Origin of the sequence: Nocardioides turkmenicus, assembly GCF_011045035.1 — a bacterium.
GTDB lineage: Bacteria > Actinomycetota > Actinomycetes > Propionibacteriales > Nocardioidaceae > Nocardioides > Nocardioides turkmenicus.
On sequence record NZ_JAALAA010000016.1, the window covers coordinates 1 to 25,492 of the forward strand.

A 25,492-nucleotide genomic window follows, 5' to 3' on the forward strand; every position below is an offset into this window, starting at 1 on the left:
CGCTCCGCCCGCCCCGCCGGCCCCTCCGGTTCCGTCCGCCGTGCAGCCGGCCGCGCCGGCTCCGCCCGCACCGGCCCCGCAGCCGGCTGCGACGGCCCGCTGGCGGGTCACGTTCGACACCGGCCAGAGCTTCGTGGTCGAGGGTCTGGCGATCGTCGGCCGCGGCCCGGAGCCCCGCCCGGGCGAGGAGGTCTCCCACCGGGTGGCCCTCTCCTCGAGCGACATGTCGCTGTCCAAGACCCACGCCCAGTTCCAGGTCGCCGCCGACGGCACCCTCGTGGTCATGGACCGGGGTTCCACCAACGGCACCACCCTGATCCGCCAGGGTGCTGCCCGAGCCCTCGGCGCCCGCCGCCCGGCCGCTCTGGTCCACGGCGACAAGGTGAAGTTCGGCGACCGCACCATGGACGTGGTCCGCGAGGCCTGAGTTCCTCCCGCCGAATCGGTAGTTGTGGGCGACGAAACGACAGTTTCGTCGCCCACAACTGCATTCTCGGCCCGCCATGACGACCGACTCTGCGGGATGGGATCAGTCGAGGGACTCGAAGGTCTCCGGGCGGCGCTCGAGGCCGAACCGGTCGGTGGGCCAGAAGACGACCGTGACGCGCCCGACGACGTCGGAGACGGGTACGAACGCGTTTCCGCAGGCCGGATCGTCCGACTTCTGGCGCTTCGGGCTGCACAGGTGGAAGGACGAGTCGGCGGAGTTGGCGCGGTTGTCGCCCATCACGAAGAGCCGGCCCTCCGGGACGACGGCCTTCCAGCCCCGGCAGCCGCCCTTGACGTACGAACCGTTGTCCTGCGCCATCGGGCCGTCACAGGTGTCGGTGGGAGCGATGAACGAGGACTCGTCCAACGGCGTTCCGTTGACCACGATCCGACCCGAATCGCAGCACTCCACGGTGTCGCCGGCGACGCCGATGACCCGCTTCACCAGATGGTCACCGGTCGGGTAGAGCCCTACCTTGGCGAGCACGGCCCGGAACCCGGTCGGGGCGGGTGGCACCTGGTTGGTCGCGAGCCAGTCGCCCGGGTCGGCGAAGACGACGACGTCGCCGCGCTCGGGGGTGCCGGTCCAGTAGGACGGCTTCTCCACCAGCACCCGGTCGTTGACCTCCAGCCCGGGCTGCATCGACTCGGAGGGGATGTAGAACGCCTGGGCGAGGAACGTCTTGATGACGACCGCGAGCAGGATCGCGGTCACCGCGATGATCCCGATCTCGACCAGCGACCCCAGAAGTCCTCTCGACCGCCGGCCAGACTCCACCGACGCCTCCCGCTCTGCCCCCATGGCCTCGACCCTATCCAGAGCACGGTCCCGCTCCGGTGCAATCCGGACTTCGGGAGGCGCGCGCCGTGCCTCCTGCCTCGTCTCCGATGCCGATCCGCGAGCGCGTCGTGGAGCACGTCGATAAGGTCGACGCGTGTCCGACCTCGACCGACGGCTCAGCGCTCTCGAAGCGGATCTCCAGACTCGGGGAAGCGTGCTGGTGGCCTTCTCCGGTGGCGCCGACAGCGCCTTCCTCCTCGCCGCCGCGGCCAGAGCCCTGGGCAGCGACAACGTGGCCGCGGCGACCGGTTACTCACACAGCCTCCCGGTCGCCGAGCGGGATCCGGCCGCGGAGTTCGCGAGAAGCCTCGGCGTACGCCTCATCACCCCGCAGACCCACGAGATGGAGCGGGAGGGCTACCGCGCCAACGGCACCGACCGGTGCTTCTTCTGCAAGGCTGAGCTGCTCGACACCCTGACCCCGCTGGCCCGCGAGCTCGGCCTGGCCCACGTCGCGACCGGCACCAACGCCGACGACGCGATCGAGGGGCTCAACGGTCTGCGGCCCGGCATCCGCGCGGCTGCCGAGCGCGGTGCGATCACGCCGCTCAGGGACGCCGGTCTGACCAAGGCGCAGATCCGCGAGGCATCGCGCCGCTGGGCCCTGCCGACCTGGGACAAACCGGCCGCCGCCTGCCTCTCCAGCCGGATCGCCTACGGCCTCGAGGTCACCCCGCGACGGCTCGCGCGCGTGGAGCGGGCGGAGCAAGGCGTACGCAGCGTGCTGGCCACCCGCGGCCACGACGCCGCCCGGGTCGACCTGCGCGTGCGCGACCACGGGGAGAAGGCCACCGTCGAGCTGTCCGCTACCCTCCTGCCTCTCGACCCCCAGCATGCCGACGAGGTGCTCAAGACCGTGACAGACGCAGGATTCCCCGCCGCCGAGATCGACCCACGGGGCTTCCGCTCCGGATCGATGAACCAGAAGGCGGCGAAGTGAGGGAGTTCTGGGACACCGTCACCGCGACCCAGACCGTTCCTGAAGCACCATGGCTGATCGGCGCCGGGCTCGTCGCCCTCGCCCTCGTGGTGTGGCGTACGTCCTGGCGCACCGTGCGGCTCGGCGTCACCGTCGTCCACGAGGCGGGTCACGCGGTCGTCGCGGTCCTGGTGGGAAGGCGCCTGGCCGGGATCAAGCTCCACTCCGACACCTCGGGCGTCACCCTCTCGCGCGGCAAGCCGACCGGGCCGGGGATGGTGGCGATGCTCGCCGCCGGCTACCTCGCCCCGGCGCTCCTCGGTCTGCTCAGCGCCACGATGCTCGCGGCCGGTCACGCCCTGGGGCTGCTGTGGCTCCTGGTGGCGGCGATGCTCGTGCTGCTGGTGTGGGTACGCAACGGCTACGGCCTCGCCGTCCTGCTGGTGCTCGGCGCCGGACTGGGCGCGATCAGCTGGTACGCCGACGGCCCGATCCAGACCATCGTCGCCACCCTGGTGACCTGGCTGCTCCTGCTCGCCTCACCGAGGCCACTGCTGGAGCTCCTCGGCCGCGGCGAGCGCGGCCGTCGCGGCTCCGACCCCGACCAGCTCGCCCGCCTGACCGGCATCCCGTCGGTGCTCTGGATCCTGCTGCTGCTGGCCGTCAACATCGCCGGCCTCGTGGTCGGCGTGCAGACCCTGATCCCCGACCTGAGCTGGATCTAGAGGGCCTAGAGCTCGAACTCGTCGGCGATCTGGCGCAGCGCGGGGGAGACCTTCTTGGCCAGCTCGCGCGTGGGCGGGCGGCCCTGGGCGTAGCCGTCGCGGATGTCGTCGAGGAGCTTGATGACGTTCTCGACGATCAGCTCCATCTCCTCGGGCTTGCGACGCTTGGCGGCGCGCTGGCGGCCGGAGACGGACGGGGAGCGCTCCAGGACGGTCACCGAGAGCGCCTGCTCGCCGCGGCGCCCCTGGGCGATGCCGAACTCCACCCGGGTGCCGGCCTTCAAGGTCTTGGCAGCGCCCTCGGGGAGCGCGTCGGCGTGGACGTACACGTCCGGACCGTCGTCCTGCGACAGAAACCCGAAGCCCTTGGTGGCGTCGAACCACTTGACCTTGCCAGTAGGCACGGCAGCTTGCCCCTTCCTCGCGCATCTGCGCTTCAAACGTACGTCGCCCGGCGACTGTGACGGCCGACGCGCAAGAGCCTAGTCCTCGGTGCCCAGGGACGCGCGAGGTATTCCCCTCTCCGGTCGTCCGGGCCCTCGGCCGGCATCCACGGATGGCTCGAAGTCTCGTCCCTCGCGCGGGTGGGGCATATACTCCGCCTGCCCCTCCATAGATTTGCAAATGATTTCGTACACCATTGGTAATCGAGACCACTTATGACGTAAGTTTACGTCGCCAAAGACTGCAGACAGGCACGCCCGGGTGCCAGCAGACTTCGCGGCGGGGGACATGGGTATGCGCCACAGACGACGCACACCTTGCTCGGGAACGATGTGACATGGCCACGAGAGGGAGTAATGGCCGAGCCATACGCAAGCACAACCCACCGTCCGGACCGCAAGCCCTGGCAGGGAATTCGAGCGCGCCTGATCTTCGTGCTGCTCATCCCCACCATCGCGGCGATGGTGTTCGGTGGGTTGAGCATTTCGCGCGCCCTCACGGCCCAGGCGGAAGCACGCCAGGCCGAGACCGTCGCCAAGGCACTGCCCGACACCTACAACCTCGCGATCAACATCCTGTTCGAGCGTGACGGTGCGCTGGCGGGTGTCCCCGATGTCGTGATGAGGCCGCTGCAGCAGACGACCGACGAGTCGATCGAGGCCTGGAGCGCCAAGGCGAAGGAGATCGACGCCGGCGACGACAAGGACCTCGAGAACAGCATCGTCGAGATCCAGCAGGCGCTGAACGGCATCGACGACCTGCGTGCGCAGATCCAGGAGAAGGACACCCAGGTCGAGGCCCAGCTGGCCTACACCAACGTGATGAACAACCTCTTCGGGATCTCGTCGCAGATGCCGACCCTGGAGAACGACGAGGTCTTCTCCAAGATCTCCGCGATCAGCAACGTGCGTCCTGCCTCGGAGGCGATGGGCACCGAGCGCGTGATCATGATGGAGGCGCTGAGCAAGAAGGCGGCAGCGGAGAAGAACGGCCAGGTCAACGTCGACGTCCTCACCGACGACAAGTTCGCCGAGCTCGCCCGCGCCGAGGCCAAGTGGCGCCTCTCGACGCTCGACTACTACACGAAGACGTCCGACGACATCCGCCAGATGCTCGACGAGCTGACCAACGAGACCACCGACAACGGCTCGATCGGGGCACCCGCCCACCGGGTCGTCAACCAGGTGATCACCAGCGGCGGCACCGAGCGGGTCAAGATGACCCCGGACCAGTACACCGGCGCCAGCACCGAGTTCATCCGCGGTCTGCAGAAGATGATCGTCGCGACCGCCCAGGAGATCAGTGACGACGTCGAGCAGATCAAGAAGGACGCGACCCGCGACGCCATCATCATCGGTGTCCTCGTCCTCGGTGTTCTGATCTTCGCCCTCGCGGTCGGTCTGGTCGCGGCCCGCTCCATCCTGTCGCCGCTGAGCCAGCTGCGCCGCCTGGCCTACAACCTGGCCAACCACGACCTGCCTGAGCGAGTCGCCTACATGAACCAGGCCGACGGCCCGGTCGACACCCATGTGGAACCGCTGGACATCGCCCGTCGAGACGAGATCGGTGACGTCGCGGACGCGTTCGACGCGGTCCACGTCGAGGCGATCCGGCTGGCGGGCGAGCAGGCCGAGCTGCGTTCGAACGTCGACAAGATGTTCATGAACCTCTCCCGCCGGTCGCAGAGCCTCGTCGAGCGCCAGCTCCAGCTCATCGACCAGCTCGAGGCCAACGAGCAGGACCCCGACGACCTCGCGAACCTGTTCCGCCTGGACCACCTCGCGACCCGTATGCGCCGCAACGACGAGTCCCTGCTGGTTCTCGCCGGCGGCGAGATCGGTCACGCTGCGCGTGGCCCGGTCCCGGTCCTCGACGTGCTCCGTGCCGCGGCCTCCGAGATCGAGCAGTTCGCCCGGGTCGACATCGACTCCGAGGAGAACGCCGAGTTCGAGGGCGCGATCGCGGGTGACCTCGTGCACCTGCTCGCGGAGCTGATCGAGAACGCCACCAACTTCTCCCCGCCCGACACCGCGGTCACGATCCGCACCTTCCGCGCCGGCCCCGCCGCGCCGCTGCTGGTCGAGATCGAGGACCTCGGTATCGGCATGACGCCGGAGGAGCTCGACGCGGCCAACATGAAGCTGCGCCGTGCGACCGGCCTCGACGCCGACGTCGCCCGGATGATGGGTCTGGTCGTGGTCGCGCGCCTGGCGGCGCGTCACGGTCTCTACATCGAGCTCGTGCCCAACCGCCCGCGCGGTGTGGTCGCGCGGGTCGAGATGCCGGTCACCACGATCGTCGGCGCCCACGCCGAGACCCCGTCCGGCCAGCAGCAGGGCTTCGACGCGTACGCCTTCCAGCAGGGTGGCTACGGCCAGCAGGCCGCCGGCTACCCGGGCACCGGCGAGCTGCCCTACGAGATGCAGTACGGCATGCCCGCCTACGACGCCCAGCCGTACGCAGGTGGCAACCCCTACGACGTGCCCGTCGGTGCGCTGCCGGCGCCCGAGGCGCCCGCCGCCTCCGCGGCCGCGCCGCCGGCGCTGCCGAGCCGCACGCCGGGTGCCTCCAACCACCCGAACCTGGTCAACAACGGCAGCTCGGTCTTCCCGCAGCCGGGTGCGAACGGCCAGTCCGGACAGCACAACGGCTTCGGCCAGACCGGACCGCAGACGGGCCAGCAGCCCGCCTACGGCGGCGTCCCGCCGATGCCGGGCGACCCGGGCTTCGAGGCCCCGGCCGCGCGCACCGGCACCTTCCCGGCGCAGCAGCCGCAGCAGTTCAGCGGTGGTCAGCCTCAGTTCGGTGGCGACCCGTTCGGCGGCAACCAGCCGGCCCAGGCCAGCGGTCCGCAGCAGAACTTCCTGTCCAACATGCTGCCCGTGCGCAAGGCGGAGGACCTGGCCGCCCGTTTCCCCGACGGTCGCTTCGACCCGAGCGAGACTGACCTCCCGCGGCGCGACCCGGGAGCCCAGGGCGGCAGCCCGTTCGGCACCGACACCGGCGCGTTCCGCACCTTCGAGCGCCCCAACGAGCGCACCACGCCGCGTACGCCGCCTCCGGGGTTCGGTCCTGACGACGACCCGTTCGGTCCCGCCGGTGACGCGATCGCCCCGGGCCCGATGGCTCCGGAGCCGACCGACTCGCCGAACCCGCTCGACTCGACCACCGAGGTCCCGATCCTCGACGACGAGGGCAGCTCGATCTTCGACGACCTCCAGTCCGAGTGGTTCACCCGTCGTCGCCCGCTCGGCGCTCGCCGGGCGATGGAGGCGAAGGGCGACCCGCTGAGCGACCCGATCGCCGCGCCGGCCGCCAAGTCCGGCGGCAACGGTGCGAGCAACGGTGAGGCGCGTCCCGCGGCGCACCCCGCACCGGACGCCGTCGACGAGCCGGCGTCCCAGGACGAGCCGACCACGCCGCCGAGCTGGTCCTCGCCGGGCGACGAGGGCTGGCGCCGGGCGCAGGAGCTGGAGAAGCTGCAGGAGCAGGAGCCGGCGACGGTCACCCAGGGTGGCCTCCCCGTACGTGTCCCGGGTCAGAACCTGATCCCGGGCGCGGCCCCGGCGGTCACACCACGGCCAGCAGGGCCGCGTAACATGGACGCGCGCCGGACCCGTGGCATGTCGAGCTTCCAGAAGGGCGTCAGCCGCGCCCGCAACAACCCCGCTGAGGCGGAAAGCAACCCCGAAGGTGAGGAGCAGCAGTGACAACGGCCCCCGCAGGACTGGACTGGCTTGTCGACAGCCTGACCCAGCGCACCCCCGACATCGCTCACGCGATCCTGGTGTCGGCTGATGGCATGCCGATGGCCAGCTCCGTCGACTTCCCCCCGGACCGGGCCGACCAGCTCTCGGCGATCGCCTCCGGCCTGACGAGTCTTACCCAGGGAGCAGCTCGGTGCTTCGCCGCGGGTAATGTCCAGCAGATGGTCATCGAGATGGACGGTGGCTATCTGGTCCTCATGGCGGTTGGTGAGGGCTCCAGCCTCGCTGCCCTCGCCGCCCCCGACTGCGATCTGGGACAGGTTGGCTACCAGATGCAGCTGCTCATCTCGCGTGTTGCCACCGCCCTCACCCCCGATACCAGAACCGGCGCCTGATGCGCGCCCGAGCTTAGGACCGAGATCGTGAGCAACCACGCCTCCGAACCGCCGCCCCTTGTCAGGCCGTATGCCCTGACTCGTGGCCGCACGCAACCCAAGCGCGTCTTCCCGATGGAAGCCCTGGTGATCACCGACCGCTACGTGATCGACGGCTACGTCCGGTCGCCAGAGGAGAGGACGATCGCGGAGCTCTGCCGCGAGAGCCGCTCCGTCGCCGAGGTTGCGGCGCTCATCCGGGTGCCGCTGGGTGTCGCCCGAGTCCTGATCGGTGATCTTGCGGAGCGCGGCGTGGTGCAGGTGCACGCCAGCAAGGTCCCGGACGCCCCGGACACCGCTCTCCTCGAGCGCGTGCTGTCCGGCCTGAGGAAGCTTTGACAGGAGTAATGCAGTGACCACCGACTCCAAGCAGGCGACCATGTCTGCGAAGATCGTCATCGCCGGCGGGTTCGGCGTTGGTAAGACGACCTTCGTCGGCTCCGTCTCGGAGATCGTCCCCCTGACGACCGAGGCCGTCATGACGCAGGCGACCGCCGGCGTCGACGACCTCTCTGCCGTGCCCAACAAGAAGACGACGACCGTCGCCATGGACTTCGGGCGAGTCTCCCTCGACTCCGACCTGATCCTCTACCTGTTCGGCACCCCCGGTCAGAACCGCTTCTGGTTCATGTGGGACGACCTGACCCAGGGTGCCATCGGCGCCGTTGTGCTCATCGACACCCGTCGTCTCGCCGACTCCTTCGGCGCGATCGACTACTTCGAGTCCCGCAACGTGCCGTTCGTGGTGGCCCACAACGTCTTCGGCGCCAACCAGGCCTACAAGCCGGAGCAGATCCGCGAGGCCCTGGCTCTGCGCCCGGACATCCCGATCGTCACCTGTGACGCCCGCGACCGCCAGTCGACCAAGGCGACGCTGATCTCGCTCGTCGAGTACGTCCTCTCCATGGTCTCCACGCGCGCTCTTCAGTAGCGACGCGAACGCCGACACCCGCCGTAGCCACGCTCCGGCGGGTGTCGGCGATTTATGAGGTCGCGCGGGGCGCCAAGACTGTGCAGTAGAGGCGTACGTCTGGGAGGATGACGCGCTGTGCGGAAGTTCAGGTTGTGGTGGCGCAAGGTGACCCCGAAGTGGCACCTGAGGCGCCTGTGGGCGAAGATGTGGTCCGTGATCACGACCCCGTACGCCGATGCGACGGCTGTCGCTGCCGTCGACGAGGCCCGCGCCGCGCTCCTGTCCGACGTGCCAGCCGCTGACGTCGGAGAACACCTCGGCCATGTGGCCGAGAAGGACGCCGGTCCGGGCGTCGTGACCCACCTGTTCGCCTGCACCCGCAAGGGCTACGTCGGCTGGCACTGGTCGGTCACGGTCGTCTACGTCCCGGTTCTCGGCGGAGACTCCGAGGTGACCGTCAACGAGGTCGTCCTCGTCCCCGGCGACGCCGCGATCGTCGCCCCCGCGTGGGTGCCCTACCGCGACCGGATCAAGCCCGGCGACCTCTCGCCCGGCGATCTGCTACCGGTCGAGGACGACGACGCTCGGCTGGTCCCGACGTACGCCTTTGGCGACGACCCGCTCGACGCCGACGACAAAGCGCTGGTGCGCGAGGTCGCCAAGGATCTCGGTCTCGGTCGTGTGCGCACGCTGTCGACCTCCGGCTTCGACGCCGCCGCCGAGCGGTGGTACGCCGGTGACGGCGGCCCCGACGCGCCGCTCGCCCAGGCCGCGCCCGACCAGTGCCACAGCTGTGGCTTCCTGGTCCGCCTGACCGGCCACCTGGCGTCGACCTTCGGGGTCTGCGCCAACGGCGACGCCAACGACGACGGCAAGGTGGTCAGCCTCAACCACGGCTGCGGCGCGCACTCGGAGGTGCGGCTGGCGAAGAAGCACGAGCCCCAGCCGCTGCCGGACCCGGTGTTCGACACCATCAGCGACGACGTCGAGGCGTTCTAGCCGATCTAGCGGAGCTGGCCGAGCTCCTCGGCCTGCAGCCGGCGGGCCTTGCGCCGCCGGGTCAGCTCGATGCCGATCGCGCCGATGCCGAAAGCGGCCAGGCAGGTCCAGATCCACCAGGTCCAGCCACGGTCGCTGAGCAGACCCCAGAAGGGGAGCAGGGCCACGAACCCGACCAGCCAGCCGAGGGTGGCGAGCTCGAAGGCCCGGATGCCGTCCTCGTCGACCAGCTCGATCTTCGGCTCCGGACGCGGCTCGACCGGCTCCTCCGCGGGTGGCTGGTCGTAGCCGTAGTCCTGGGGGTAGCCGGCCTCTTCGGGGTAGTAGTCGCCTTCGTACCCGTCGTACTGCTGCTCCGGGTAGCCGCCGGAGTAGTCGTCGTCGCGGTACTGGTCGCTCATGCCTCCCAACCTTAGTGGGCCTTGGGTGGGCGATAGTCTGGGGCTGCCGAGCAACCCTCGGCACGGCCCGACGACCTGGGAGGTCCACTGATGCCTTCGCTTCGCTGCCCCTGCGGCACCAACTTCCGCACGGAGACCGACGACGAGCTGGTCGAGCAGGTGCAGGAGCACCTCGCCGAGGCTCACCCCGGTCGCACCTACAGCCGCGACGACATCCTGATGCTCGCCGCGATGTCCTGAACCGTGTCCTGACCCCGTGACGGCGCCCTCACCAGGGCGCCGTCTCTTCCCGGAATAGTTAGCGCCGGTAAGCAGTTATGCTTACCGACATGCCTACCGCACAGCCCGTCTCCGCGCCCGCCGCGGCCTCCGACATCCCCGAGGTCGCCTCCGAGCTGCGCACCTCCGTCATGCGGATGCGCCGCCGCCTGGCCAACGAGCGCCACCCCGACAACGACCTCTCGCTGGGTTCGATGGCGGTGCTCGGGGCGCTGTATGCCAACGACGAGATGACTCTCGGCGCCCTCGCCGCGCGCGAGCGGGTCCAGCCGCCGAGCATGACCAGGATGGTCAACTTCCTCGAGGAGGGCGGCTATGTCGTCCGCCGCCAGGGTGAGACCGACCGTCGCCAGGTGCTGGTCTCGATCACCGACAAGGGCCGCCGGACCGTACGCAAGGACCGGCTCAGCCGAGACGCCTGGCTCGCCCAGCAGCTCGTCGACCTCGATGCCGACGAGCTCGCCGCCCTCCGCACCGCCGCTTCGATCATGGAGAGAATAGCCACCAGTTGAGTCCCACGTTCCGTTCCCTGCGCAGCCACAACTACCGTCTCTACCTAGCCGGAAGTGTCGTCTCCAACGTCGGCACCTGGATGCAACGCATCGCCCAGGACTGGCTCGTGCTGAGCCTGGGCGGCGGGGGAGCGGCACTCGGTATCACCACCGGTCTGCAGTTCCTGCCGATCCTCCTGCTCAGCCCCTACGCCGGCGTCATCGCCGACCGCTTCCCGAAGCGCCGCCTGCTGCAGGCTGCCCAGGGCTGGATGGCCCTGATGTCGCTGCTCCTCGGCGTGCTGGCCGTGAGCGGGCACGCCGAGGTGTGGATGGTCTACCTGATCGCCTTCCTCTTCGGCACCGGCGCCGCCTTCGACGGCCCGGGCCGGCAGTCGTTCGTCTCGGAGATGGTCGACCCCGACGACGTCACCAACGCCGTCGGCCTCAACTCGGCCTCGTTCAACCTCGCCCGCCTGGTCGGGCCGGCACTCGCCGGGCTCATCATCGGCTGGCTGGGCAGCGGCCCCGAGGCGACCGGCTGGGTCATCCTCGTCAACGCCGTGTCCTACCTCGCCGTGATCGGACAGCTGCAGCGGATGAACACCGCCGAGCTGCACTCGCCCGAGCCGGTCGCCCGCCGCCGCGGGATGCTGCGCGAGGGCCTCGGCTACATCCGTACGCAGCCCAAGATGCTGATGGTCCTCGTGATCGTCTTCTTCGTCGGTACGTTCGGCGCGAACTTCCCGATCACCTCGGCGCTGATGGCGACCGAGGAGTTCGGCAAGGGCGCGAGCGAGTTCGGCCTGCTCGGCACCGTCCTGGCCGTCGGCTCGCTCTCCGGCGCGCTGCTCGGCGCCCGCCGCACCCGGATCCCGCTCAGGCTGATCGTCGGGGCCGCGACCGGGTTCGGGCTGTCCATCGTCGTGTCCGGGTTCATGCCGACGTACACGCTGTTCGCCCTGACCGGCCCGATCGTCGGCTTCTTCACCATCACGGTCCTCAACGCCTGCAACGCGACGATGCAGACCGAGGCAGCGCCGGAGTTCCGCGGCCGGGTGATGGCGATCTATATGACCGTCCTGATGGGCGGCACCCCGCTGGGCGCCCCGCTGATCGGCTTCATCGGCGAGCACTTCGGTGCCCGCACGACTCTCTACGCCAGTGGCGCCCTGGTGCTGTTCGGTACGCTTGCGGGGGTGCTGCTCCTAGCCGCCCTCAGAGGTGGTATCCGGGCCGTTTTGACCCCCTCTCAAGCCGCCGGGTAGCCTCTGAAGCGTGTCTGGGACAACCAGGCCGTCGCGCGTGCCCGGAACAAGCTCGAGAGAAAGGTCTCGGACCCGGGCTCGGCGCCCTCAGTACGGGGATTCGGTTCGAAAGATCCGCCAACGGTGCGTTGAGGTATGGGCGACACGCCCGACCTCGGGGGCGAGGCGGGACCAGTTGGTATCGCACCACCTGGACGCACACATTGGATCCTTCGCGGCAGAGCGCCGCGTCGTGAGAGCAGAAAAGAAGGGGAACCACCGAGGTGCCCACCATCAACCAGCTGGTCCGCAAGGGCCGCGAGGACAAGGCGACGAAGTCGAAGACGCCTGCCCTCAAGGGATCGCCGCAGCGCCGTGGCGTCTGCACGCGCGTCTACACCACCACCCCGAAGAAGCCGAACTCCGCCCTCCGGAAGGTCGCCCGTGTGCGCCTCTCCTCCGGCGTCGAGGTCACCGCTTACATCCCGGGTGTGGGCCACAACCTTCAGGAGCACTCCATCGTGCTCGTCCGCGGCGGTCGTGTGAAGGACCTCCCCGGTGTTCGTTACAAGATCATTCGCGGCTCGCTCGACACCCAGGGCGTGAAGAACCGCAAGCAGGCCCGGAGCCGCTACGGCGCCAAGAAGGAGAAGTGAGATGCCTCGTAAGGGTCCCGCTCCCAAGCGTCCGCTCGTCGTCGACCCCGTCTACGGCTCGCAGCTCGTAACCCAGCTCGTCAGCAAGGTCCTCCAGGACGGCAAGAAGCAGGTTGCGCAGCGCATCGTCTACACCGCCCTCGAGGGCTGCCGTGAGAAGACCGGCACCGACCCCGTGGTCACCCTCAAGCGTGCGATGGACAACGTGAAGCCGGCCATCGAGGTCAAGTCCCGCCGCGTCGGTGGCGCGACCTACCAGGTTCCGGTCGAGGTCAAGGGCACGCGTGGCACCACGCTCGCGCTGCGCTGGCTCGTCGGTTACGCCCAGGACCGTCGCGAGAAGACGATGTCCGAGCGCCTCATGAACGAGATCCTCGACGCGAGCAACGGCCTCGGCGCCGCTGTGAAGAAGCGCGAGGACACTCACAAGATGGCCGAGTCCAACAAGGCCTTCGCGCACTACCGCTGGTGACGTACGGCGGGGTGCTTGCAGAACCACGTGGGCGCCCCGCCCATCCAGACCGAAGACAATCTCTTTAAGGAACGCTGAAGACAGTGGCCGTCGACATCACCACGGACCTCAATGTGGTCCGCAACATCGGCATCATGGCGCACATCGATGCCGGTAAGACCACCACCACCGAGCGCATCCTGTTCTACACCGGTATCTCCTACAAGATCGGTGAGGTCCACGAGGGCGCAGCCACGATGGACTGGATGGAGCAGGAGCAGGAGCGCGGCATCACGATCACGTCCGCCGCGACGACCTGCTGGTGGAAGGACCACCAGATCAACATCATCGACACCCCGGGGCACGTCGACTTCACCGTCGAGGTGGAGCGTTCGCTGCGCGTCCTGGACGGTGCCGTCGCCGTCTTCGACGGTGTGGCCGGTGTCGAGCCGCAGTCGCAGACCGTGTGGCGCCAGGCGAACAAGTACTCCGTCCCGCGGATGTGCTTCGTCAACAAGCTCGACCGCACCGGTGCCGACTTCTACATGGTCGTCGACTCGATCGTCGACAAGCTGCACGCGACCCCGCTGGTCCTCCAGCTGCCGATCGGTGCCGAGTCCGACTTCATCGGCGTCGTCGACCTCATCGAGATGAACGCCAAGGTCTGGCGCGGCGAGACCCAGCAGGGTGAGGACTACGTCGTCGAGGAGATCCCCGCCGACATGGCCGACAAGGCCGCGGAGTGGCGCGAGAAGCTCGTCGAGACCCTCGCCGAGGCCGACGACGACATCATGGAGGTCTACCTCGAGGAGGGCGACGTCTTCGACGTTCCCACCCTGAAGGCCGCCATCCGTCGCGCGACCCTCGCCGACAAGCTCAACCCGATCCTCACCGGCACCGCGTTCAAGAACAAGGGTGTCCAGCCCCTGCTCGACGCGATCGTCGACTACCTGCCCTCGCCCATCGATGTCGAGTCGATCATCGGCCACGACGTCAAGGACGAGGAGGTCGAGGTCTCCCGGAAGCCTTCCGAGGACGAGCCGTTCTCCGGCCTGGTCTTCAAGATCGCCTCCGACCCGCACTTGGGCAAGCTGTTCTACCTGCGCGTCTACTCCGGCAAGGTCGAGGCGGGTGCGACCGTGGTCAACCCGATCAACGGCCGCAAGGAGCGCATCGGCAAGATCTACCAGATGCACGCCAACAAGCGTGAGGAGATCAACTCGGTGGGCGCCGGCCAGATCGTGGCCGTCATGGGTCTGAAGGACACCAAGACCGGTCACACCCTGTGCGACCCGTCCAACCCGGTCGTGCTCGAGTCGATGAGCTTCCCGGCCCCGGTGATCGAGGTCGCCATCGAGCCGAAGACCAAGGGTGACCAGCAGAAGCTCGGCACGGCGATTCAGCGCCTCACCGAGGAGGACCCGACCTTCACGGTCAAGACCGACGAGCAGACCGGCCAGACCATCATCGCTGGTATGGGCGAGCTCCACCTCGAGGTCTTCGTCGACCGGATGAAGCGCGAGTTCAAGGTCGAGGCCACCGTCGGCAAGCCGCAGGTCGCCTACCGCGAGACCCTCCGCAAGAAGGTCGAGAACCACAGCTACACCCACAAGAAGCAGACCGGTGGTTCGGGTCAGTTCGCGAAGGTCGTCATCTCCGTCGAGCCGAACATCGACGAGGAGACCGGCCAGGGTGCGGGCTACGAGTTCGTCAACAACGTCACCGGTGGTCGCGTGCCGAAGGAGTACATCCCCTCGGTCGACCAGGGTGCTCAGGAGGCCATGGAGTTCGGCGTCCTCGCCGGCTTCCCCATGGTCGATGTGAAGGTCTCGCTCGAGGACGGCGCCTACCACGACGTCGACTCCTCCGAGCTCGCCTTCAAGATCGCGGGCAACCAGGCCTTCAAGGAGGCCGCGCGCATGGCGAAGGCAGTCCTGCTGGAGCCGATGTTCGCCGTCGAGGTCACGACCCCCGAGTCGTTCCTCGGCACCGTTATCGGTGACATCAACTCCCGTCGCGGCCAGGTGTCTTCGCAGGAGGAGCGCCACGGCGACATGGTCGTCCAGGCTCTCGTCCCGCTGTCCGAGATGTTCGGGTACGTCGGTGACCTCCGGTCCAAGACCAGTGGTCAGGCGTCGTACTCGATGGAGTTCGACTCGTACGCCGAGGTTCCCACGAACGTCGCCGACGAGATCATCAAGAAGGCCCGTGGCGAGTGACCTTCGGGTCGCCCGTCCAGGGACTTCGGCAGTAACACCACTCAGTACGAGTCAGTAAGAAAAACACACCAGGAGGAGCCCACAGTGGCTAAGGCGAAGTTCGAGCGGAACAAGCCGCACGTCAACATCGGCACCATCGGTCACATCGACCACGGTAAGACCACCCTTACCGCGGCGATCTCGAAGGTGCTGCACGCGAAGTACCCGGACCTGAACCCGGAGTTCGCGTTCGAGGACATCGACAAGGCCCCCGAGGAGCGCCAGCGCGGGATCACGATCTCGATCGCGCACATCGAGTACCAGACCGAGTCGCGTCACTACGCTCACGTCGACTGCCCGGGTCACGCGGACTACATCAAGAACATGATCACCGGTGCCGCGCAGATGGACGGCGCGATCCTCGTGGTCGCCGCCACCGACGGCCCGATGCCGCAGACCAAGGAGCACGTGCTCCTGGCCCGCCAGGTCGGCGTGCCGTCGATCGTCGTCGCCCTGAACAAGTGCGACATGGTCGACGACGAGGAGCTCATCGAGCTCGTCGAGATGGAGGTGCGCGAGCTCCTCAGCGAGTACGAGTTCCCGGGTGACGACATCCCGGTCGTGCGCGTTGCCGCCTTCCCCGCCCTGCAGGGCGAGGAGAAGTGGATGAACTCCGTCGCCGAGCTCATGCAGGCCGTCGACGACTACATCCCGACCCCGGCTCGCGAGACCGACAAGCCGTTCCTGATGCCCGTTGAGGACGTCTTCACGATCACCGGTCGTGGCACCGTCATCACCGGTCGTATCGAGCGCGGCATCGTCAAGGTCGGCGAGGAGGTCGAGATCGTCGGCATCCGCGAGACCTCTCAGAAGACCACCGTCACCGGTGTCGAGATGTTCCGCAAGCTGCTCGACGAGGGCCAGGCCGGTGAGAACGTCGGTCTGCTGCTCCGTGGCACCAAGCGCGAGGACGTCGAGCGCGGCATGGTTGTCATCAAGCCGGGCACCACCACCCCGCACACCAACTTCGAGGGCTCTGTCTACATCCTCTCGAAGGAGGAGGGTGGCCGTCACACCCCGTTCTTCAACAACTACCGTCCGCAGTTCTACTTCCGTACCACGGACGTGACCGGCGTTGTGACCCTCCCCGAGGGCACCGAGATGGTCATGCCGGGTGACAACACCGAGATGTCGGTCGAGCTCATCCAGCCCATCGCGATGGACGAGGGTCTGAAGTTCGCTATCCGTGAGGGCGGTCGCACCGTCGGCGCGGGTCGGGTCACGAAGATCATCAAGTGATCGTCTGATCCAACGTGGAAGGTCCCCGGAGCCGCAAGGCGAAGGGGGCCTTTCGCGTTGGACCAGATGCTCCTTGCTGCTTAGGACAGCGCTGACTCGGCGCAAACGGACCGCAGCGAAGCGAGGACCGGATTGCGCCGCGTCGGCGCGCCACGAGACCAAGGCAAGAAGAGATGACAGAGCCCAACCACCCAGTCCGCACCCCGCGACCCCATCAGAAGCTGCTCGACGACGGCCGCACCGTCCGCGAGGTCCTCACCTACACCCGCCGAGGCAGCCGTCTGGACGCCAAGCAGCAGAAGGCCTGGGACGCGTACGCCGAGGAGTGGGTGATCCCCGACGAGGCGGTCGACGAGCCGGGCTTCTCGCTGGAGACCTGGTTCGGTCGCAAAGCCCCGCTGATCGTCGACATCGGCGGCGGCGTGGGCGAGGCGACGGCAGTCCTGGCAGCGAACCGTCCCGAGGCCGACATCCTGGCCCTCGAGGTGTGGCGGCCGGGCGTCGCCGAGAGCCTCGGTCGTGTCGGCGCCGCAGGGGCGACCAACGTACGTTTCTGCAGCGTCGACGCGCTCTGGATGCTCGAGAACATCGTCGCCCTGGAGTCGGTCCGCGAGATCTGGACGTTCTTCCCCGACCCGTGGCACAAGACCCGCCACCACAAGCGCCGCCTGGTCACCCCGACCAACGCGCGGATGATCGCGGAGCGGCTCGAGTCCGGCGGCACGTGGCGGCTGGCGACCGACTGGGTCCAGTACGCCGAGCAGATGGTCGAGGTGCTCGACGCGGAGCCGCTGCTGAGCGGTGGGGTGGTCGAGCGCTGGGACGAGCGCCCGGTGACCAAGTTCGAGCGCAAGGGTCTGGCCAAGGACCGGGTCATCACCGACCTGCTCTACCGGAGGCGTTGACCCCGACTACCCGTGTCGTCACCGATCTGTTGGCCCGAAGGCGTCAGGATCGACGACATGAAGTTGTACGCCGACACGCCCTCGCGCCGCGTCGCCCAGCTGTTCGCCGACCTGCTGACGGCGGCCTGGATCGTCGGGTGGGTCCTCCTCGGACGGCTCGTCCACGAGCTGGTCTCGGCTCTCGCCGTACCCGGCGAGAAGATGGACGACGCCGGCACGTCCCTCTCCGAGAAGCTGCTCGAGGCGGCCGGCCGGGTCGATGACCTGCCGCTGGTCGACGACGGGGTCGCGGCGCCGTTCGAGGGTGCCGCGAGGGCCGCCGACCAGCTTCGGGCGGCAGGGGAGGCGCAGGTCGAGGCCGTCTCCACCCTCGCGATCTGGCTGGCGGTCGCCGTCGTGGTCGTCCCGGTGCTGATGTGGCTGATGATCTACGTACCGCTGCGGTGGCGGTTCATCCGCAACGCGACCTCGACCCAACGCTTTCTGGAGGCCGGCACCGGCGCCGACCTGGTGGCGCTGCGGGCGATGTCGACCCAGCCGCTGCACAAGCTGGTGAAGATCAGCGACGACCCGGTCCGGGCCTGGCGTGACGGCGACACCGAGGTGGTGGCGAAGCTCGCCGAGCTGGAGCTGAAGGCGGTCGGCCTCAGCGCCAAGCGGCTCAAGCGCTCCTAGCGCGCGGTGAGGCGCGCCCGGAGCTCCTCGTCGCGGGCGAGCCGAGCCGCGTCGCGATCACGGCGGGTGGCGAGGACGGCGGCCAGATAGGCCTCGGGCGGTGTGCCCGGGGGAGGGCCGGGGGCGACGTACTCCTGCACGCTGGTCGCCAGGCGTTCGGCGAGCGCGTGGCGGCGAACGGGGTCGGCGTAGGTGCCGACCTCGCCCGACAGGAACCGTCGCACCGCCAGGGACAGGCCGACCGGGATGGCCGCGACGTCCGCGCGGGAGGCCCAGACGGCGAGCGCCGGAGGCATCTGGATCGGGGCCGGCGGCTGCAGCGGCACCCGCACCCGGATGACGTACGTCCCGGCCGCGATGTCACCGAGGCGCTTGCCGCGCGGATGGATCATCGCGGTGAGGAACGCAGCGGCGCCACTGGTGCCGTAGGTCTCGATGACGCCGACGAGGGCGCGCACGAACGCGTGGTGGAAGCTGATCGCCCCGCCGTCGTCGCGCACCGTGCGCAGGCCGAGCGCGAGCTTGCCGAGCGAGCGCCCGCGGGTGAGCGTCTCGATGACCGTCGGGAAGACCAGCAGGACCGACGCGGTGGCCGCGATGTAGGCGGCCCAGGCGAGCGCCTCGTCGGTCGCGGGGGCGGCGGTCAGGAAGACGAACAGGGTCAGGACGAGCAGCGCCGTCACCACGAGCACGTCGATGAGGCCCGACAGCAGCCGCATCCCCAGCCCGGCGGCCGGGAGGTCGAGGGCGACCGCGTCTCCGGTGATCAGGTCGTCCTCGGTGAGCAGTGCCCGCTCCGGGTGGGACTGCTCGGGCGATTGCGGCGCGGGGGTCATGGCGGTCAGCGTACGCTGCGGGCGTGGATCTCGACGCGTATCTGGCTGCTACGGCGGCCGACCGGACCCGGCTCGAACAGCTCCTGGACGAGCGGCGGCTGAGCGGTGCCCAGGCCGACGAGCTGGTCGAGCTCTACCAGCGGGTGAGCACCCAGCTGTCGGTCGTCCGCAGCAACGCGCCCGACCCGACCGTCGTCCAGCATCTCTCGGTGCTCCTGGCCGCGGCCCGCAACCGCACCACGGGCACCCGGACGAGCACCTGGTCGGGCTTCCTGCGGTTCTTCACCCATCGGTTCCCGGCCGCGCTCTACCGGCTGCGGTGGTGGTGGCTGGGGATGATGGCCGCCAACGTGATCGTCACCGCGGTGATGATCTGGTGGCTGCTGCGCCACCCGGAGGTCGAGCAGTCGCTGCTCGGGCCGGAACAGGTCAGGCAGCTGGTCGAGCACGACATCGAGGGCTACTACAGCGAGCACGCCGCCTCGTCGTTCGCCACCCAGGTCTGGGTCAACAACGTCTGGGTCTCGTTCATCTGCATCGGCCTCGGCGTGCTCGGGCTGCCGGTGATCTACTCGATGTTCCAGAACATCTCCAACCTGGCGATCCTCGGCACCCTGATGCACCGCCACGACCGCGGCGGACTGTTCTGGGGCCTGATCCTTCCCCACGGGCTGCTCGAGCTCACCGCCGTCTTCGTCGCCGGGGCCGTCGGGCTGCGGCTCTTCTGGTCCTGGATCGACCCCGGCTCGCTGACTCGCGGGCAGTCGATGGCCCGGGAGGGCCGCACCGCTGGCGGCATCGCCCTCGGCCTCATCGTCGTCCTGCTGATCTCCGGCATCATCGAAGGCTTCGTCACCCCCTCGCCCCTGCCCACCTGGGCTCGCGTCGGCATCGGCATCGTCGCCGAGCTCGCCTTCTTCGCGTACGTCTTCATCGTCGGCCGCGCCGCCGCCTCCCGCGGCGACACCGGTGACATCGACGAGCGGCTTCTCGAGGACCGCGTCGCCACGCAGGCGTAGATGTAGGCTCGATCCGTGAGCATCCCGGGCCACGGTGAGGACGATCCAGTCGTCGTGGTGGATGCGTGGGACGGTCCGGTCACGTTCAGGACGAGCAGCATCAACAGGCCGCTGGCCGTGCCCGAACGGCTATGGCGAGTCGAGCCTACGGCGACAACCGGCGTTGTGGCGTTGCCAAGCCATCTGTTCTGGTCGCCAGCGGGAGCAAGGTTCGATCTCTCCGATCGCCGCACTCGTCGGTTGGTCTATTCAACCGTCATGCTCGAGGGACGTCCGGAGGATGTCGCCGAGTACGTAGATGGTGAGCTCCTGGATGAGATGTGGGATGACGAGCTCTGGCCGCGGGACATCGGCGACTTCTGGCGGCCGGCGGTCAATGCCTATCGCGAGGCCAGCGCTCAGAGCTGACCGGTGGCCTTGAGCTGCAGGTAGTGGTCGGCGAGAGCGGGCGGGAGGGACTCGGCGTCGGCGTCGACGATGTCGACGCCGAGGGTGCGGAGCATGGCGGCGGTGTGGTCGCGGCGGCGGAGGGTCTGCTCTGCGGCGGCCGCGGCGTAGACGTCGTCCAGGTTGTCGCGGGAGGCGGCGGTGGTCTCGAGCTCGGGGTCGCGCACGGAGGCGAGGACGACGCGGTGGTGCTGGGTCAGGACGGGGAGCACGGGGAGGAGTGACTCCTCGATCGCGTGCGGGTCGAGCGGCGTCAGCAGCACGACGAGCGCACGGTGGCGGCCGAGGCTCGCGACCGCACCGGCGAGCTGGGACCAATCGGCCTCGGCGATGACCGGCTCGAGATCGGCCATCGCCTCCTGCAGGCGCTGGGTGACGTCGCGCTGGCCGGCGAGGCGGACCCGGGAGCGGACCCGGAGATCGCCGGCGAGGAAGTCGATCCGGTCGCCGGCTCGGGAGGCGATGGCGGCGAGCAGGAGCCCGGCGTCCATCGCCGAGTCGAGCCGCGGCACCCCGCCGCCGGCGCCCTCGACCCGGGCGGCCGAGGTGCGGGAGGTGTCGAGCACCAGCACCACGCGACGGTCCCGCTCGGGCTGCCAGGTTCGGACCACGACGGTGCGGGAACGGGCGGTGGTGCGCCAGTCGATGGAGCGTACGTCGTCACCGCGGACGTACTCCCGCAGCGAGTCGAACTCGGTGCCCTGCCCACGCACTCGCACCGCGGCGCGGCCGTCGAGCTCGCGCAACCGCTGGAGCCGTGACGGGAGGTGCTTGCGGGACTCGAAGGCGGGGAGCACCCGCACCGATCCCTCGATCGGGATCGTGCGCTGCCGGGCGCCGAGGCCGAGCGGTCCGAAGGCGCGCACCGTCACGCCCAGCGCGCGCAGGTCCCCGCGGCGGCGCGGCCGCAGCGGCGTACGCAGCCTGGTGCTGTCGCCGCGATCGAGCCGGATCCGATGGCGGTTCTGAGTGGCCCCGGCGGTGGGCTGCCAGGCATCACGCACCAGCGCCCGGACGCGCCGGGTAGGGGAGCGGACCAGAAGCTCCGAGGTCGTCGACTCGCCCAGCCGGATCCCGCCCAGGCGTACCCGGCTGATCTCCAGTGCCGCCGGCTTCGGCGCCAGGAGTACGTCGAGGAGTGCGAGCACCACCACGAGCACGACCCAGATCGCGGCCGTGCTCGCCGCCGGTCGGAGGACGACCGGGACGATGCCCGCCAGCAGGAGCAGCGGTACGCGCCAGGTGATCGTCATCGGGGAACGGGGACGGCGCCGATGGCGGAGCTCAGGACCTGGCTGACCTGGACACCCTCGAGCTCGGCTTCGGGGCGCAACGCGAGCCGGTGCGCCAACGTCGCGTGGGCGAGCGACTTCACGTCGTCGGGGGTGACGAAGTCGCGGCCGGCGAGCCAGGCCCAGGCGCGGGCGGACCGGAGCAGCGCGGTGGCGCCGCGCGGGGACACCCCGGCCGACAGTGACGGAGACTCGCGGGTCGCCCGGGCGATGTCGACGATGTAGCCGGTGACCTCGGGCGAGACCTGGACGGTCGTCACGTGCTGCCGAGCGGCCTCGATGTCGGCGCCGGACGCCACCGCACGGACTCCGGCGCCGGCGACGTCGCGCGGGTCGAAGCCGGCGGCGTGCCGGGTGAGGATCTGCACCTCGTCGGCGCGCTCGGGTACCGGCAGGACGACCTTCAGCAGGAACCGGTCCAGCTGCGCCTCGGGGAGCGGGTAGACCCCCTCGTACTCGATCGGGTTCTGGGTCGCGGCGACCAGGAACGGCCGCGGCAGCGCGCGGGTGACTCCGTCGACGGAGACCTGCCCCTCCTCCATCGCCTCGAGCAGCGCCGACTGGGTCTTCGGTGGGGTGCGGTTGATCTCGTCGGCGAGGAGCAGGTTGGTGAAGACCGGCCCCTCCCGGAAGGTCAGCGAGCCGTGGGAGGACTCGACGACCATCGATCCGGTGATGTCGCCGGGCATCAGGTCGGGGGTGAACTGCACCCGGCGCGTCTCGACCGACAACGCGGCGGAGAGCGACCGCACCAGCAGGGTCTTGGCGGTGCCGGGTACGCCCTCCATCAGCACGTGGCCGCCGCACACCAGCGCGACCAGCAGCCCGGAGACCGCGGCGTCCTGACCGACGACCGCCTTGGCGACCTCGGCCCGGACCGCGGTGAGTCGCTCGCGTGCACCGTCGGGCGACACGGACGGGACGGTCTCGGGTCCGGTCGTGGGTTGGGTCATGGGTGTCGTACCTCTTCCTCAAGGGCCGCCAGCGCGTTGGCCAGCGTGATCAGGTCTTGGTCGTTCTCGATCGGGGCGTCGGTGAGCAGCGCGGAGACCTCGAGATCGGGTCGTCCGGTGTGGTGGGCGACCGCGCGTACGACGGCCTCCGGGGTGGCCTCCCGGCCCAGCCGCAGCCGCTGGGTCAGGCGGGTGCGGGCGGCCTGCCGCAGCATCGTCACGGCATGGGTGCGGTCGCCGGCTCGGCGGTAGAGCCGGCCCAGGCTGCGGGTCGTCTCCCCGGCGCGGACGTGGACCGGCAGCGGCTCGACCGCCAGCGGACCCAGCCGCCGGCCGCGAACGATGGCGAAGGCGACGACGGCGAGCAGCAGGAGCCACAAGGCCGGGCCGATCCAGCGCGGCAGCAACGATGCAGGGGAGTGGGCCTCATCGGGTGCGAGGTCGTCGATGGACGGGATGTACCAGACCAGGTGGTCGCTCTCGCCCAGCAGCCGCAGCGCCACCGCCGCGTTGTCCGCCCGCAGGATCTGGTCGTTGGTCAGCACCTGCGGCGCACCCCAGACGGTCAGCCCGTCGGCGGGCGCGAGCACGGCGCCGCCCTCGTGCGGGAAGCAGGAACCGGCGTCGTACGCGGTGACCGCGTCGGCATGGATGCTGAGCCCCTCCCAGCGCGGGTCGTCGCAACGCGCCTCGACCGTCTCGGGGGTCTGTGCGACCGCGTAGGGGACGCCGAGCATCGCCGAGACGTACGGCGCGGGCTCGGCCAGGATGAGGTCGCCGGCGTCGGCGGTGCGCTCCCGAAGCCGGGAGGCGGTGTCCTCGCCGAGCGCGTCGGTGCCGGTCACGAAGACGGTCGTGTCCGCCTCGATCTCGGCGTCGTCCAGGGCCTTGGACGAACGGACGACGTCGACCTCGACCCCGTGGTCCTCGAGCACCCGGACCAGCGCCCGGGCGCCGTCGGGATCGGGGCTCTCGGGGTCGTAGGCCGCATAGGACTCGCCGCCCTTCGGCGTCGCGACGTACGCCAGCACGACCGCGGTCACGAAGGCCAGCGCGACGATCAGCAGCGGCCGGTTCCGGCGGAACCAGCCCTGTCGAGAGGCGGTCGACTCCGCTGCGTCCACAATCTGCGTCGTCATCGCGCCACCGCCAGCTCCTGCTCGAGAGCGAGCACGCCCTCGGCCTGCTCACGGGTGGCGGGGTGATGCCCGTAGAGCACCTCGTTGAACAGCTCCGCGGCCTGCCCGGCGCGACCGTCGAGCGACATCTCCCGCTCCAGGCTGGCCGCGACCTCGGCCGCGGTGAGTCCCGGGTCCTCGGCGAGCCGGCCGCGCTCGACCTGTCGCCGGGCCAGCGCCCGGAACCCGTCGATCACCGCCGTGCCATGATCACCCGCAGCGTACGCGGCCTCGGCCCGCGCCCGGAGCGCGGCAGCGGAGAGCGACTCGTCGGTGAGGACGTCACCGTTGCGGTCGCGGGCGACCCGGGGACTGCGCCGGGCACGCGAGACCAGCAGGCCGATCCCGACCAGGAGCAGCGCGAAGACGACCATCGCGGCGACGGTCTGCGCCCACGGCACATCGCCGGCGGAGGGAATGCCGTCGGACAGGGTGCGCTCGATCCAGCGCATGATCCGCTCGATGAGGTCGAGGTCGTGGTATTCGGGCCTGGCCAGCTCGCGCTGGAGCCAGGAGCGACCCTCCTCCGGCGTCGGCGCCAGGGGAGGGGTCTGTTGGAGAAGGATCATCGGCTCAGCAGCCCGGCCTGCTCCATCAGCTCGACCTCGTAGGACTCCTTGCGGATGCGCTGGTCGAGATACTGCAGGTTGGTCACCGCGCCGCTGAACGGTGCCACGATCGCGGCGGCGACCACCGTCGAGATCGCACTGCCGGCGATGGTCGCGATGAAGTAGAGGTCGGGCTGCGCGATACCCACGAAGCTGGCGACCAGGCTGATCGGGACAGAGACGATCTGGGAGGCGAAGCCGACGATCAGGGTGGCCAGCAGCCAGATCCCGAAGAGCCGCCAGAACTGACGCGTCGACAGCTGCCAGGCACGCCGGAACGCGCCGAAGACCCCGGTCCGCTCCAGCATCAGCGCCGGCACCGCGAGCAGGTAGAGCCGCACCGTCAGGAAGAGCGTGGCCACGATCAGGAGCAGGAACATCAGGATGCCGACCAGGATGGCCGGGATCGGGCTGTCGACCACGATCGCGAGCACCACCACCGGTGTCACCGCGACCGCGAGGACCAGCACGTAGACCAGCCCGGTGAACAGCGCGAGCCCGATCAGCCGCCACCGGTTGCCATAGGTCGCCGCCCACGCTTGAGCGAGGGTGAGCTTGCGGCCGATCGCCGCGGCGTGAGCGACGTGGGAGATCATCCCGGCGACCAGGATCGCGCCGATGGCCTGCAGGACCGAGCCGACGAAGAAGGAGCCGAAGGCGACCAGCATGCCGATGATCTCGGAGTTGCCCGGCTCATAGTCGGGGTCCTCGATCGTGGTGCCGAACCACTCCAGGCTGTCGCCGGTCACGGTCATCGCCGTCGTCACCCCGAGCGGGATGGCCATCGCGACCGCCGCTACCAGGACCGAGGCGCCGACCGTGGCGCCGGGGTTGAAACGTACGAGCCGGAACGCGCCGTCGAGCATGTCGCCGAGGCCGAGCGGCCGCAGCGGGATCGCCCCCGGCTTGTGAGCCGGCGGCAGCGGCTGAGGCCAGGCCGGCTGGGTCCAGGCCGGCTGGGGCTGGGCCGGTTGCGGCTGGGGGGAGGTCGGCGGGGTCGCCGGGCCCTGCTGAGGTTGCTCACCCGGTGGGGGTGGCCACACTCCTGACATGCTGATGCTCCTCGTCGCGACGGCCGGCGATCTC

At 69.5% G+C, this 25,492-nt stretch carries 28 protein-coding genes; 19 read left to right on the top strand and 9 right to left on the bottom strand.

All coding sequences use genetic code 11. The features are described 5' to 3' along the window. On the top strand, positions 1-427 hold a 427-nt coding region (locus G5C66_RS17990; RefSeq protein WP_206444268.1), incomplete at its 5' end, for an FHA domain-containing protein. Between the two features lie 102 nt (positions 428-529). Here the strand turns inward: G5C66_RS17990 and lepB are convergent. Beyond that, the gene (lepB, locus tag G5C66_RS17995; protein ID WP_165112342.1) at positions 530-1,291 is read right to left on the bottom strand and encodes a signal peptidase I; all 762 of its coding nucleotides are present in this window, start codon (positions 1,289-1,291) and stop codon (positions 530-532) included. Positions 1,292-1,424: 133 nt separating this feature from the next. Here lepB and larE point away from each other — a divergent pair, with 133 nt between their 5' ends. Next, complete coding sequence (gene larE / locus G5C66_RS18000; RefSeq protein WP_165112343.1) at positions 1,425-2,270, top strand: ATP-dependent sacrificial sulfur transferase LarE; 846 nt, start codon at positions 1,425-1,427, stop codon at positions 2,268-2,270. Next, positions 2,267-2,974 (top strand): M50 family metallopeptidase, encoded by a 708-nt coding sequence (locus G5C66_RS18005; RefSeq protein WP_165112344.1) that lies wholly within the window; start codon positions 2,267-2,269, stop codon positions 2,972-2,974. Before larE ends, G5C66_RS18005 begins: the two co-directional genes overlap by 4 nt. A 5-nt stretch (positions 2,975-2,979) precedes the next feature. Here G5C66_RS18005 and G5C66_RS18010 read toward each other — a convergent pair whose 3' ends face one another. Further along, on the bottom strand, positions 2,980-3,378 hold the full coding sequence (locus G5C66_RS18010; protein ID WP_008360941.1) for a cold-shock protein: 399 nt from the start codon (positions 3,376-3,378) through the stop codon (positions 2,980-2,982). Between the two features lie 474 nt (positions 3,379-3,852). Here G5C66_RS18010 and G5C66_RS18015 point away from each other — a divergent pair, with 474 nt between their 5' ends. From G5C66_RS18015 to G5C66_RS18035, 5 genes are all read left to right on the top strand, one after another. Beyond that, positions 3,853-7,128: a nitrate- and nitrite sensing domain-containing protein gene (locus G5C66_RS18015; RefSeq protein WP_165112345.1), complete on the top strand. Its 3,276-nt coding sequence runs from the start codon at positions 3,853-3,855 to the stop codon at positions 7,126-7,128. Beyond that, a complete protein-coding gene (locus G5C66_RS18020) occupies positions 7,125-7,520 on the top strand; it encodes a roadblock/LC7 domain-containing protein (RefSeq protein WP_008360946.1) in 396 nt (131 codons plus the stop codon). Before G5C66_RS18015 ends, G5C66_RS18020 begins: the two co-directional genes overlap by 4 nt. A gap of 27 nt (positions 7,521-7,547) precedes the next feature. Further along, positions 7,548-7,898: a DUF742 domain-containing protein gene (locus tag G5C66_RS18025; protein WP_008360948.1), complete on the top strand. Its 351-nt coding sequence runs from the start codon at positions 7,548-7,550 to the stop codon at positions 7,896-7,898. A gap of 13 nt (positions 7,899-7,911) precedes the next feature. Beyond that, positions 7,912-8,490, top strand: a complete 579-nt coding sequence (locus G5C66_RS18030; RefSeq protein WP_008360949.1) for a GTP-binding protein — start codon at positions 7,912-7,914, stop codon at positions 8,488-8,490. Between the two features lie 186 nt (positions 8,491-8,676). Then, entirely contained in the window at positions 8,677-9,471 is a 795-nt protein-coding gene (locus tag G5C66_RS18035; protein WP_165112443.1) for a DUF3027 domain-containing protein, read from the top strand. Positions 9,472-9,476: 5 nt separating this feature from the next. Here the strand turns inward: G5C66_RS18035 and G5C66_RS25605 are convergent, their stop codons facing one another. Then, positions 9,477-9,872: a DUF2530 domain-containing protein gene (locus G5C66_RS25605; protein ID WP_206444270.1), complete on the bottom strand. Its 396-nt coding sequence runs from the start codon at positions 9,870-9,872 to the stop codon at positions 9,477-9,479. 90 nt (positions 9,873-9,962) lie between these two features. Here G5C66_RS25605 and G5C66_RS18045 point away from each other — a divergent pair, with 90 nt between their 5' ends. From G5C66_RS18045 to G5C66_RS18085, 9 genes are all read left to right on the top strand, one after another. Beyond that, positions 9,963-10,112: a DUF1059 domain-containing protein gene (locus G5C66_RS18045; RefSeq protein ID WP_165112346.1), complete on the top strand. Its 150-nt coding sequence runs from the start codon at positions 9,963-9,965 to the stop codon at positions 10,110-10,112. Between the two features lie 89 nt (positions 10,113-10,201). Then, positions 10,202-10,663 (top strand): MarR family winged helix-turn-helix transcriptional regulator, encoded by a 462-nt coding sequence (locus G5C66_RS18050; RefSeq protein ID WP_241248642.1) that lies wholly within the window; start codon positions 10,202-10,204, stop codon positions 10,661-10,663. After that, complete coding sequence (locus G5C66_RS18055; protein ID WP_165112348.1) at positions 10,660-11,910, top strand: MFS transporter; 1,251 nt, start codon at positions 10,660-10,662, stop codon at positions 11,908-11,910. The genes G5C66_RS18050 and G5C66_RS18055 overlap by 4 nt, the downstream gene beginning before the upstream one ends. 263 nt (positions 11,911-12,173) lie before the next feature. Next, positions 12,174-12,545: a 30S ribosomal protein S12 gene (gene rpsL / locus G5C66_RS18060; protein ID WP_008360965.1), complete on the top strand. Its 372-nt coding sequence runs from the start codon at positions 12,174-12,176 to the stop codon at positions 12,543-12,545. 1 nt (position 12,546) lies between these two features. Beyond that, the gene (rpsG, locus tag G5C66_RS18065) at positions 12,547-13,017 is read left to right on the top strand and encodes a 30S ribosomal protein S7 (protein ID WP_165112349.1); all 471 of its coding nucleotides are present in this window, start codon (positions 12,547-12,549) and stop codon (positions 13,015-13,017) included. 83 nt (positions 13,018-13,100) lie between these two features. Next, the gene (fusA, locus tag G5C66_RS18070; protein WP_165112350.1) at positions 13,101-15,215 is read left to right on the top strand and encodes an elongation factor G; all 2,115 of its coding nucleotides are present in this window, start codon (positions 13,101-13,103) and stop codon (positions 15,213-15,215) included. A gap of 84 nt (positions 15,216-15,299) precedes the next feature. After that, positions 15,300-16,493, top strand: coding sequence for an elongation factor Tu (tuf, locus tag G5C66_RS18075; protein ID WP_165112351.1), 1,194 nt, complete (start codon positions 15,300-15,302; stop codon positions 16,491-16,493). Positions 16,494-16,666: 173 nt separating this feature from the next. Further along, positions 16,667-17,398, top strand: coding sequence for a tRNA (guanosine(46)-N7)-methyltransferase TrmB (gene trmB / locus G5C66_RS18080; RefSeq protein ID WP_165112352.1), 732 nt, complete (start codon positions 16,667-16,669; stop codon positions 17,396-17,398). 57 nt (positions 17,399-17,455) lie between these two features. Continuing rightward, on the top strand, positions 17,456-18,073 hold the full coding sequence (locus G5C66_RS18085) for a hypothetical protein (RefSeq protein ID WP_165112353.1): 618 nt from the start codon (positions 17,456-17,458) through the stop codon (positions 18,071-18,073). Here G5C66_RS18085 and G5C66_RS18090 read toward each other — a convergent pair. Continuing rightward, positions 18,070-18,909: an RDD family protein gene (locus G5C66_RS18090; protein ID WP_165112354.1), complete on the bottom strand. Its 840-nt coding sequence runs from the start codon at positions 18,907-18,909 to the stop codon at positions 18,070-18,072. The two genes, G5C66_RS18085 and G5C66_RS18090, sit on opposite strands and share 4 nt — an antisense overlap. A 23-nt stretch (positions 18,910-18,932) precedes the next feature. On the opposite strand from G5C66_RS18090, the gene G5C66_RS18095 reads away from it, so the two are divergent. Further along, positions 18,933-19,928, top strand: coding sequence for a stage II sporulation protein M (locus G5C66_RS18095; protein WP_165112355.1), 996 nt, complete (start codon positions 18,933-18,935; stop codon positions 19,926-19,928). Positions 19,929-19,943: 15 nt separating this feature from the next. Then, the gene (locus G5C66_RS18100) at positions 19,944-20,336 is read left to right on the top strand and encodes a hypothetical protein (protein ID WP_165112356.1); all 393 of its coding nucleotides are present in this window, start codon (positions 19,944-19,946) and stop codon (positions 20,334-20,336) included. Here G5C66_RS18100 and G5C66_RS18105 read toward each other — a convergent pair. Genes G5C66_RS18105 through G5C66_RS18125 form a run of 5 tightly spaced genes read right to left on the bottom strand, consistent with a single transcriptional unit; the run spans position 20,327 to position 25,458 of the window. Continuing rightward, the gene (locus G5C66_RS18105) at positions 20,327-21,628 is read right to left on the bottom strand and encodes a DUF58 domain-containing protein (RefSeq protein ID WP_165112357.1); all 1,302 of its coding nucleotides are present in this window, start codon (positions 21,626-21,628) and stop codon (positions 20,327-20,329) included. The genes G5C66_RS18100 and G5C66_RS18105 overlap by 10 nt on opposite strands. Next, on the bottom strand, positions 21,625-22,620 hold the full coding sequence (locus G5C66_RS18110; RefSeq protein WP_165112358.1) for an AAA family ATPase: 996 nt from the start codon (positions 22,618-22,620) through the stop codon (positions 21,625-21,627). Before G5C66_RS18110 ends, G5C66_RS18105 begins: the two co-directional genes overlap by 4 nt. After that, positions 22,617-23,759 carry a DUF4350 domain-containing protein gene (locus G5C66_RS18115; RefSeq protein WP_165112359.1) on the bottom strand — a complete coding sequence of 381 codons (1,143 nt, stop codon included), beginning with the start codon at positions 23,757-23,759 and terminating at the stop codon, positions 22,617-22,619. The genes G5C66_RS18110 and G5C66_RS18115 overlap by 4 nt, the downstream gene beginning before the upstream one ends. Continuing rightward, the gene (locus G5C66_RS18120; RefSeq protein ID WP_165112360.1) at positions 23,756-24,367 is read right to left on the bottom strand and encodes a DUF4129 domain-containing protein; all 612 of its coding nucleotides are present in this window, start codon (positions 24,365-24,367) and stop codon (positions 23,756-23,758) included. The genes G5C66_RS18115 and G5C66_RS18120 overlap by 4 nt, the downstream gene beginning before the upstream one ends. Further along, positions 24,364-25,458: a DUF7544 domain-containing protein gene (locus G5C66_RS18125; RefSeq protein WP_165112361.1), complete on the bottom strand. Its 1,095-nt coding sequence runs from the start codon at positions 25,456-25,458 to the stop codon at positions 24,364-24,366. The genes G5C66_RS18120 and G5C66_RS18125 overlap by 4 nt, the downstream gene beginning before the upstream one ends. Between the last annotated feature and the right edge of the window lie 34 nt (positions 25,459-25,492).

What these genes read in the sequence shown, in the direction of transcription:
- G5C66_RS18035 (WP_165112443.1), top strand. Translation starts at nt 8,677, where the DNA reads ATGTGGTCCGTGATCACGACCCCGTACGCCGATGCGACGGCTGTCGCT.
- G5C66_RS18045 (WP_165112346.1), top strand. Translation starts at nt 9,963, where the DNA reads ATGCCTTCGCTTCGCTGCCCCTGCGGCACCAACTTCCGCACGGAGACC.
- G5C66_RS18120 (WP_165112360.1), bottom strand. Translation starts at nt 24,367, where the DNA reads ATGATCCTTCTCCAACAGACCCCTCCCCTGGCGCCGACGCCGGAGGAG.
- G5C66_RS18050 (WP_241248642.1), top strand. Translation starts at nt 10,202, where the DNA reads ATGCCTACCGCACAGCCCGTCTCCGCGCCCGCCGCGGCCTCCGACATC.
- G5C66_RS18115 (WP_165112359.1), bottom strand. Translation starts at nt 23,759, where the DNA reads ATGACGACGCAGATTGTGGACGCAGCGGAGTCGACCGCCTCTCGACAG.
- G5C66_RS18110 (WP_165112358.1), bottom strand. Translation starts at nt 22,620, where the DNA reads ATGACCCAACCCACGACCGGACCCGAGACCGTCCCGTCCGTGTCGCCC.
- lepB (WP_165112342.1), bottom strand. Translation starts at nt 1,291, where the DNA reads ATGGGGGCAGAGCGGGAGGCGTCGGTGGAGTCTGGCCGGCGGTCGAGA.
- G5C66_RS25605 (WP_206444270.1), bottom strand. Translation starts at nt 9,872, where the DNA reads ATGAGCGACCAGTACCGCGACGACGACTACTCCGGCGGCTACCCGGAG.
- rpsG (WP_165112349.1), top strand. Translation starts at nt 12,547, where the DNA reads ATGCCTCGTAAGGGTCCCGCTCCCAAGCGTCCGCTCGTCGTCGACCCC.
- G5C66_RS18105 (WP_165112357.1), bottom strand. Translation starts at nt 21,628, where the DNA reads ATGACGATCACCTGGCGCGTACCGCTGCTCCTGCTGGCGGGCATCGTC.
- G5C66_RS18125 (WP_165112361.1), bottom strand. Translation starts at nt 25,458, where the DNA reads ATGTCAGGAGTGTGGCCACCCCCACCGGGTGAGCAACCTCAGCAGGGC.
- G5C66_RS18085 (WP_165112353.1), top strand. Translation starts at nt 17,456, where the DNA reads ATGAAGTTGTACGCCGACACGCCCTCGCGCCGCGTCGCCCAGCTGTTC.
- G5C66_RS18090 (WP_165112354.1), bottom strand. Translation starts at nt 18,909, where the DNA reads ATGACCCCCGCGCCGCAATCGCCCGAGCAGTCCCACCCGGAGCGGGCA.
- trmB (WP_165112352.1), top strand. Translation starts at nt 16,667, where the DNA reads ATGACAGAGCCCAACCACCCAGTCCGCACCCCGCGACCCCATCAGAAG.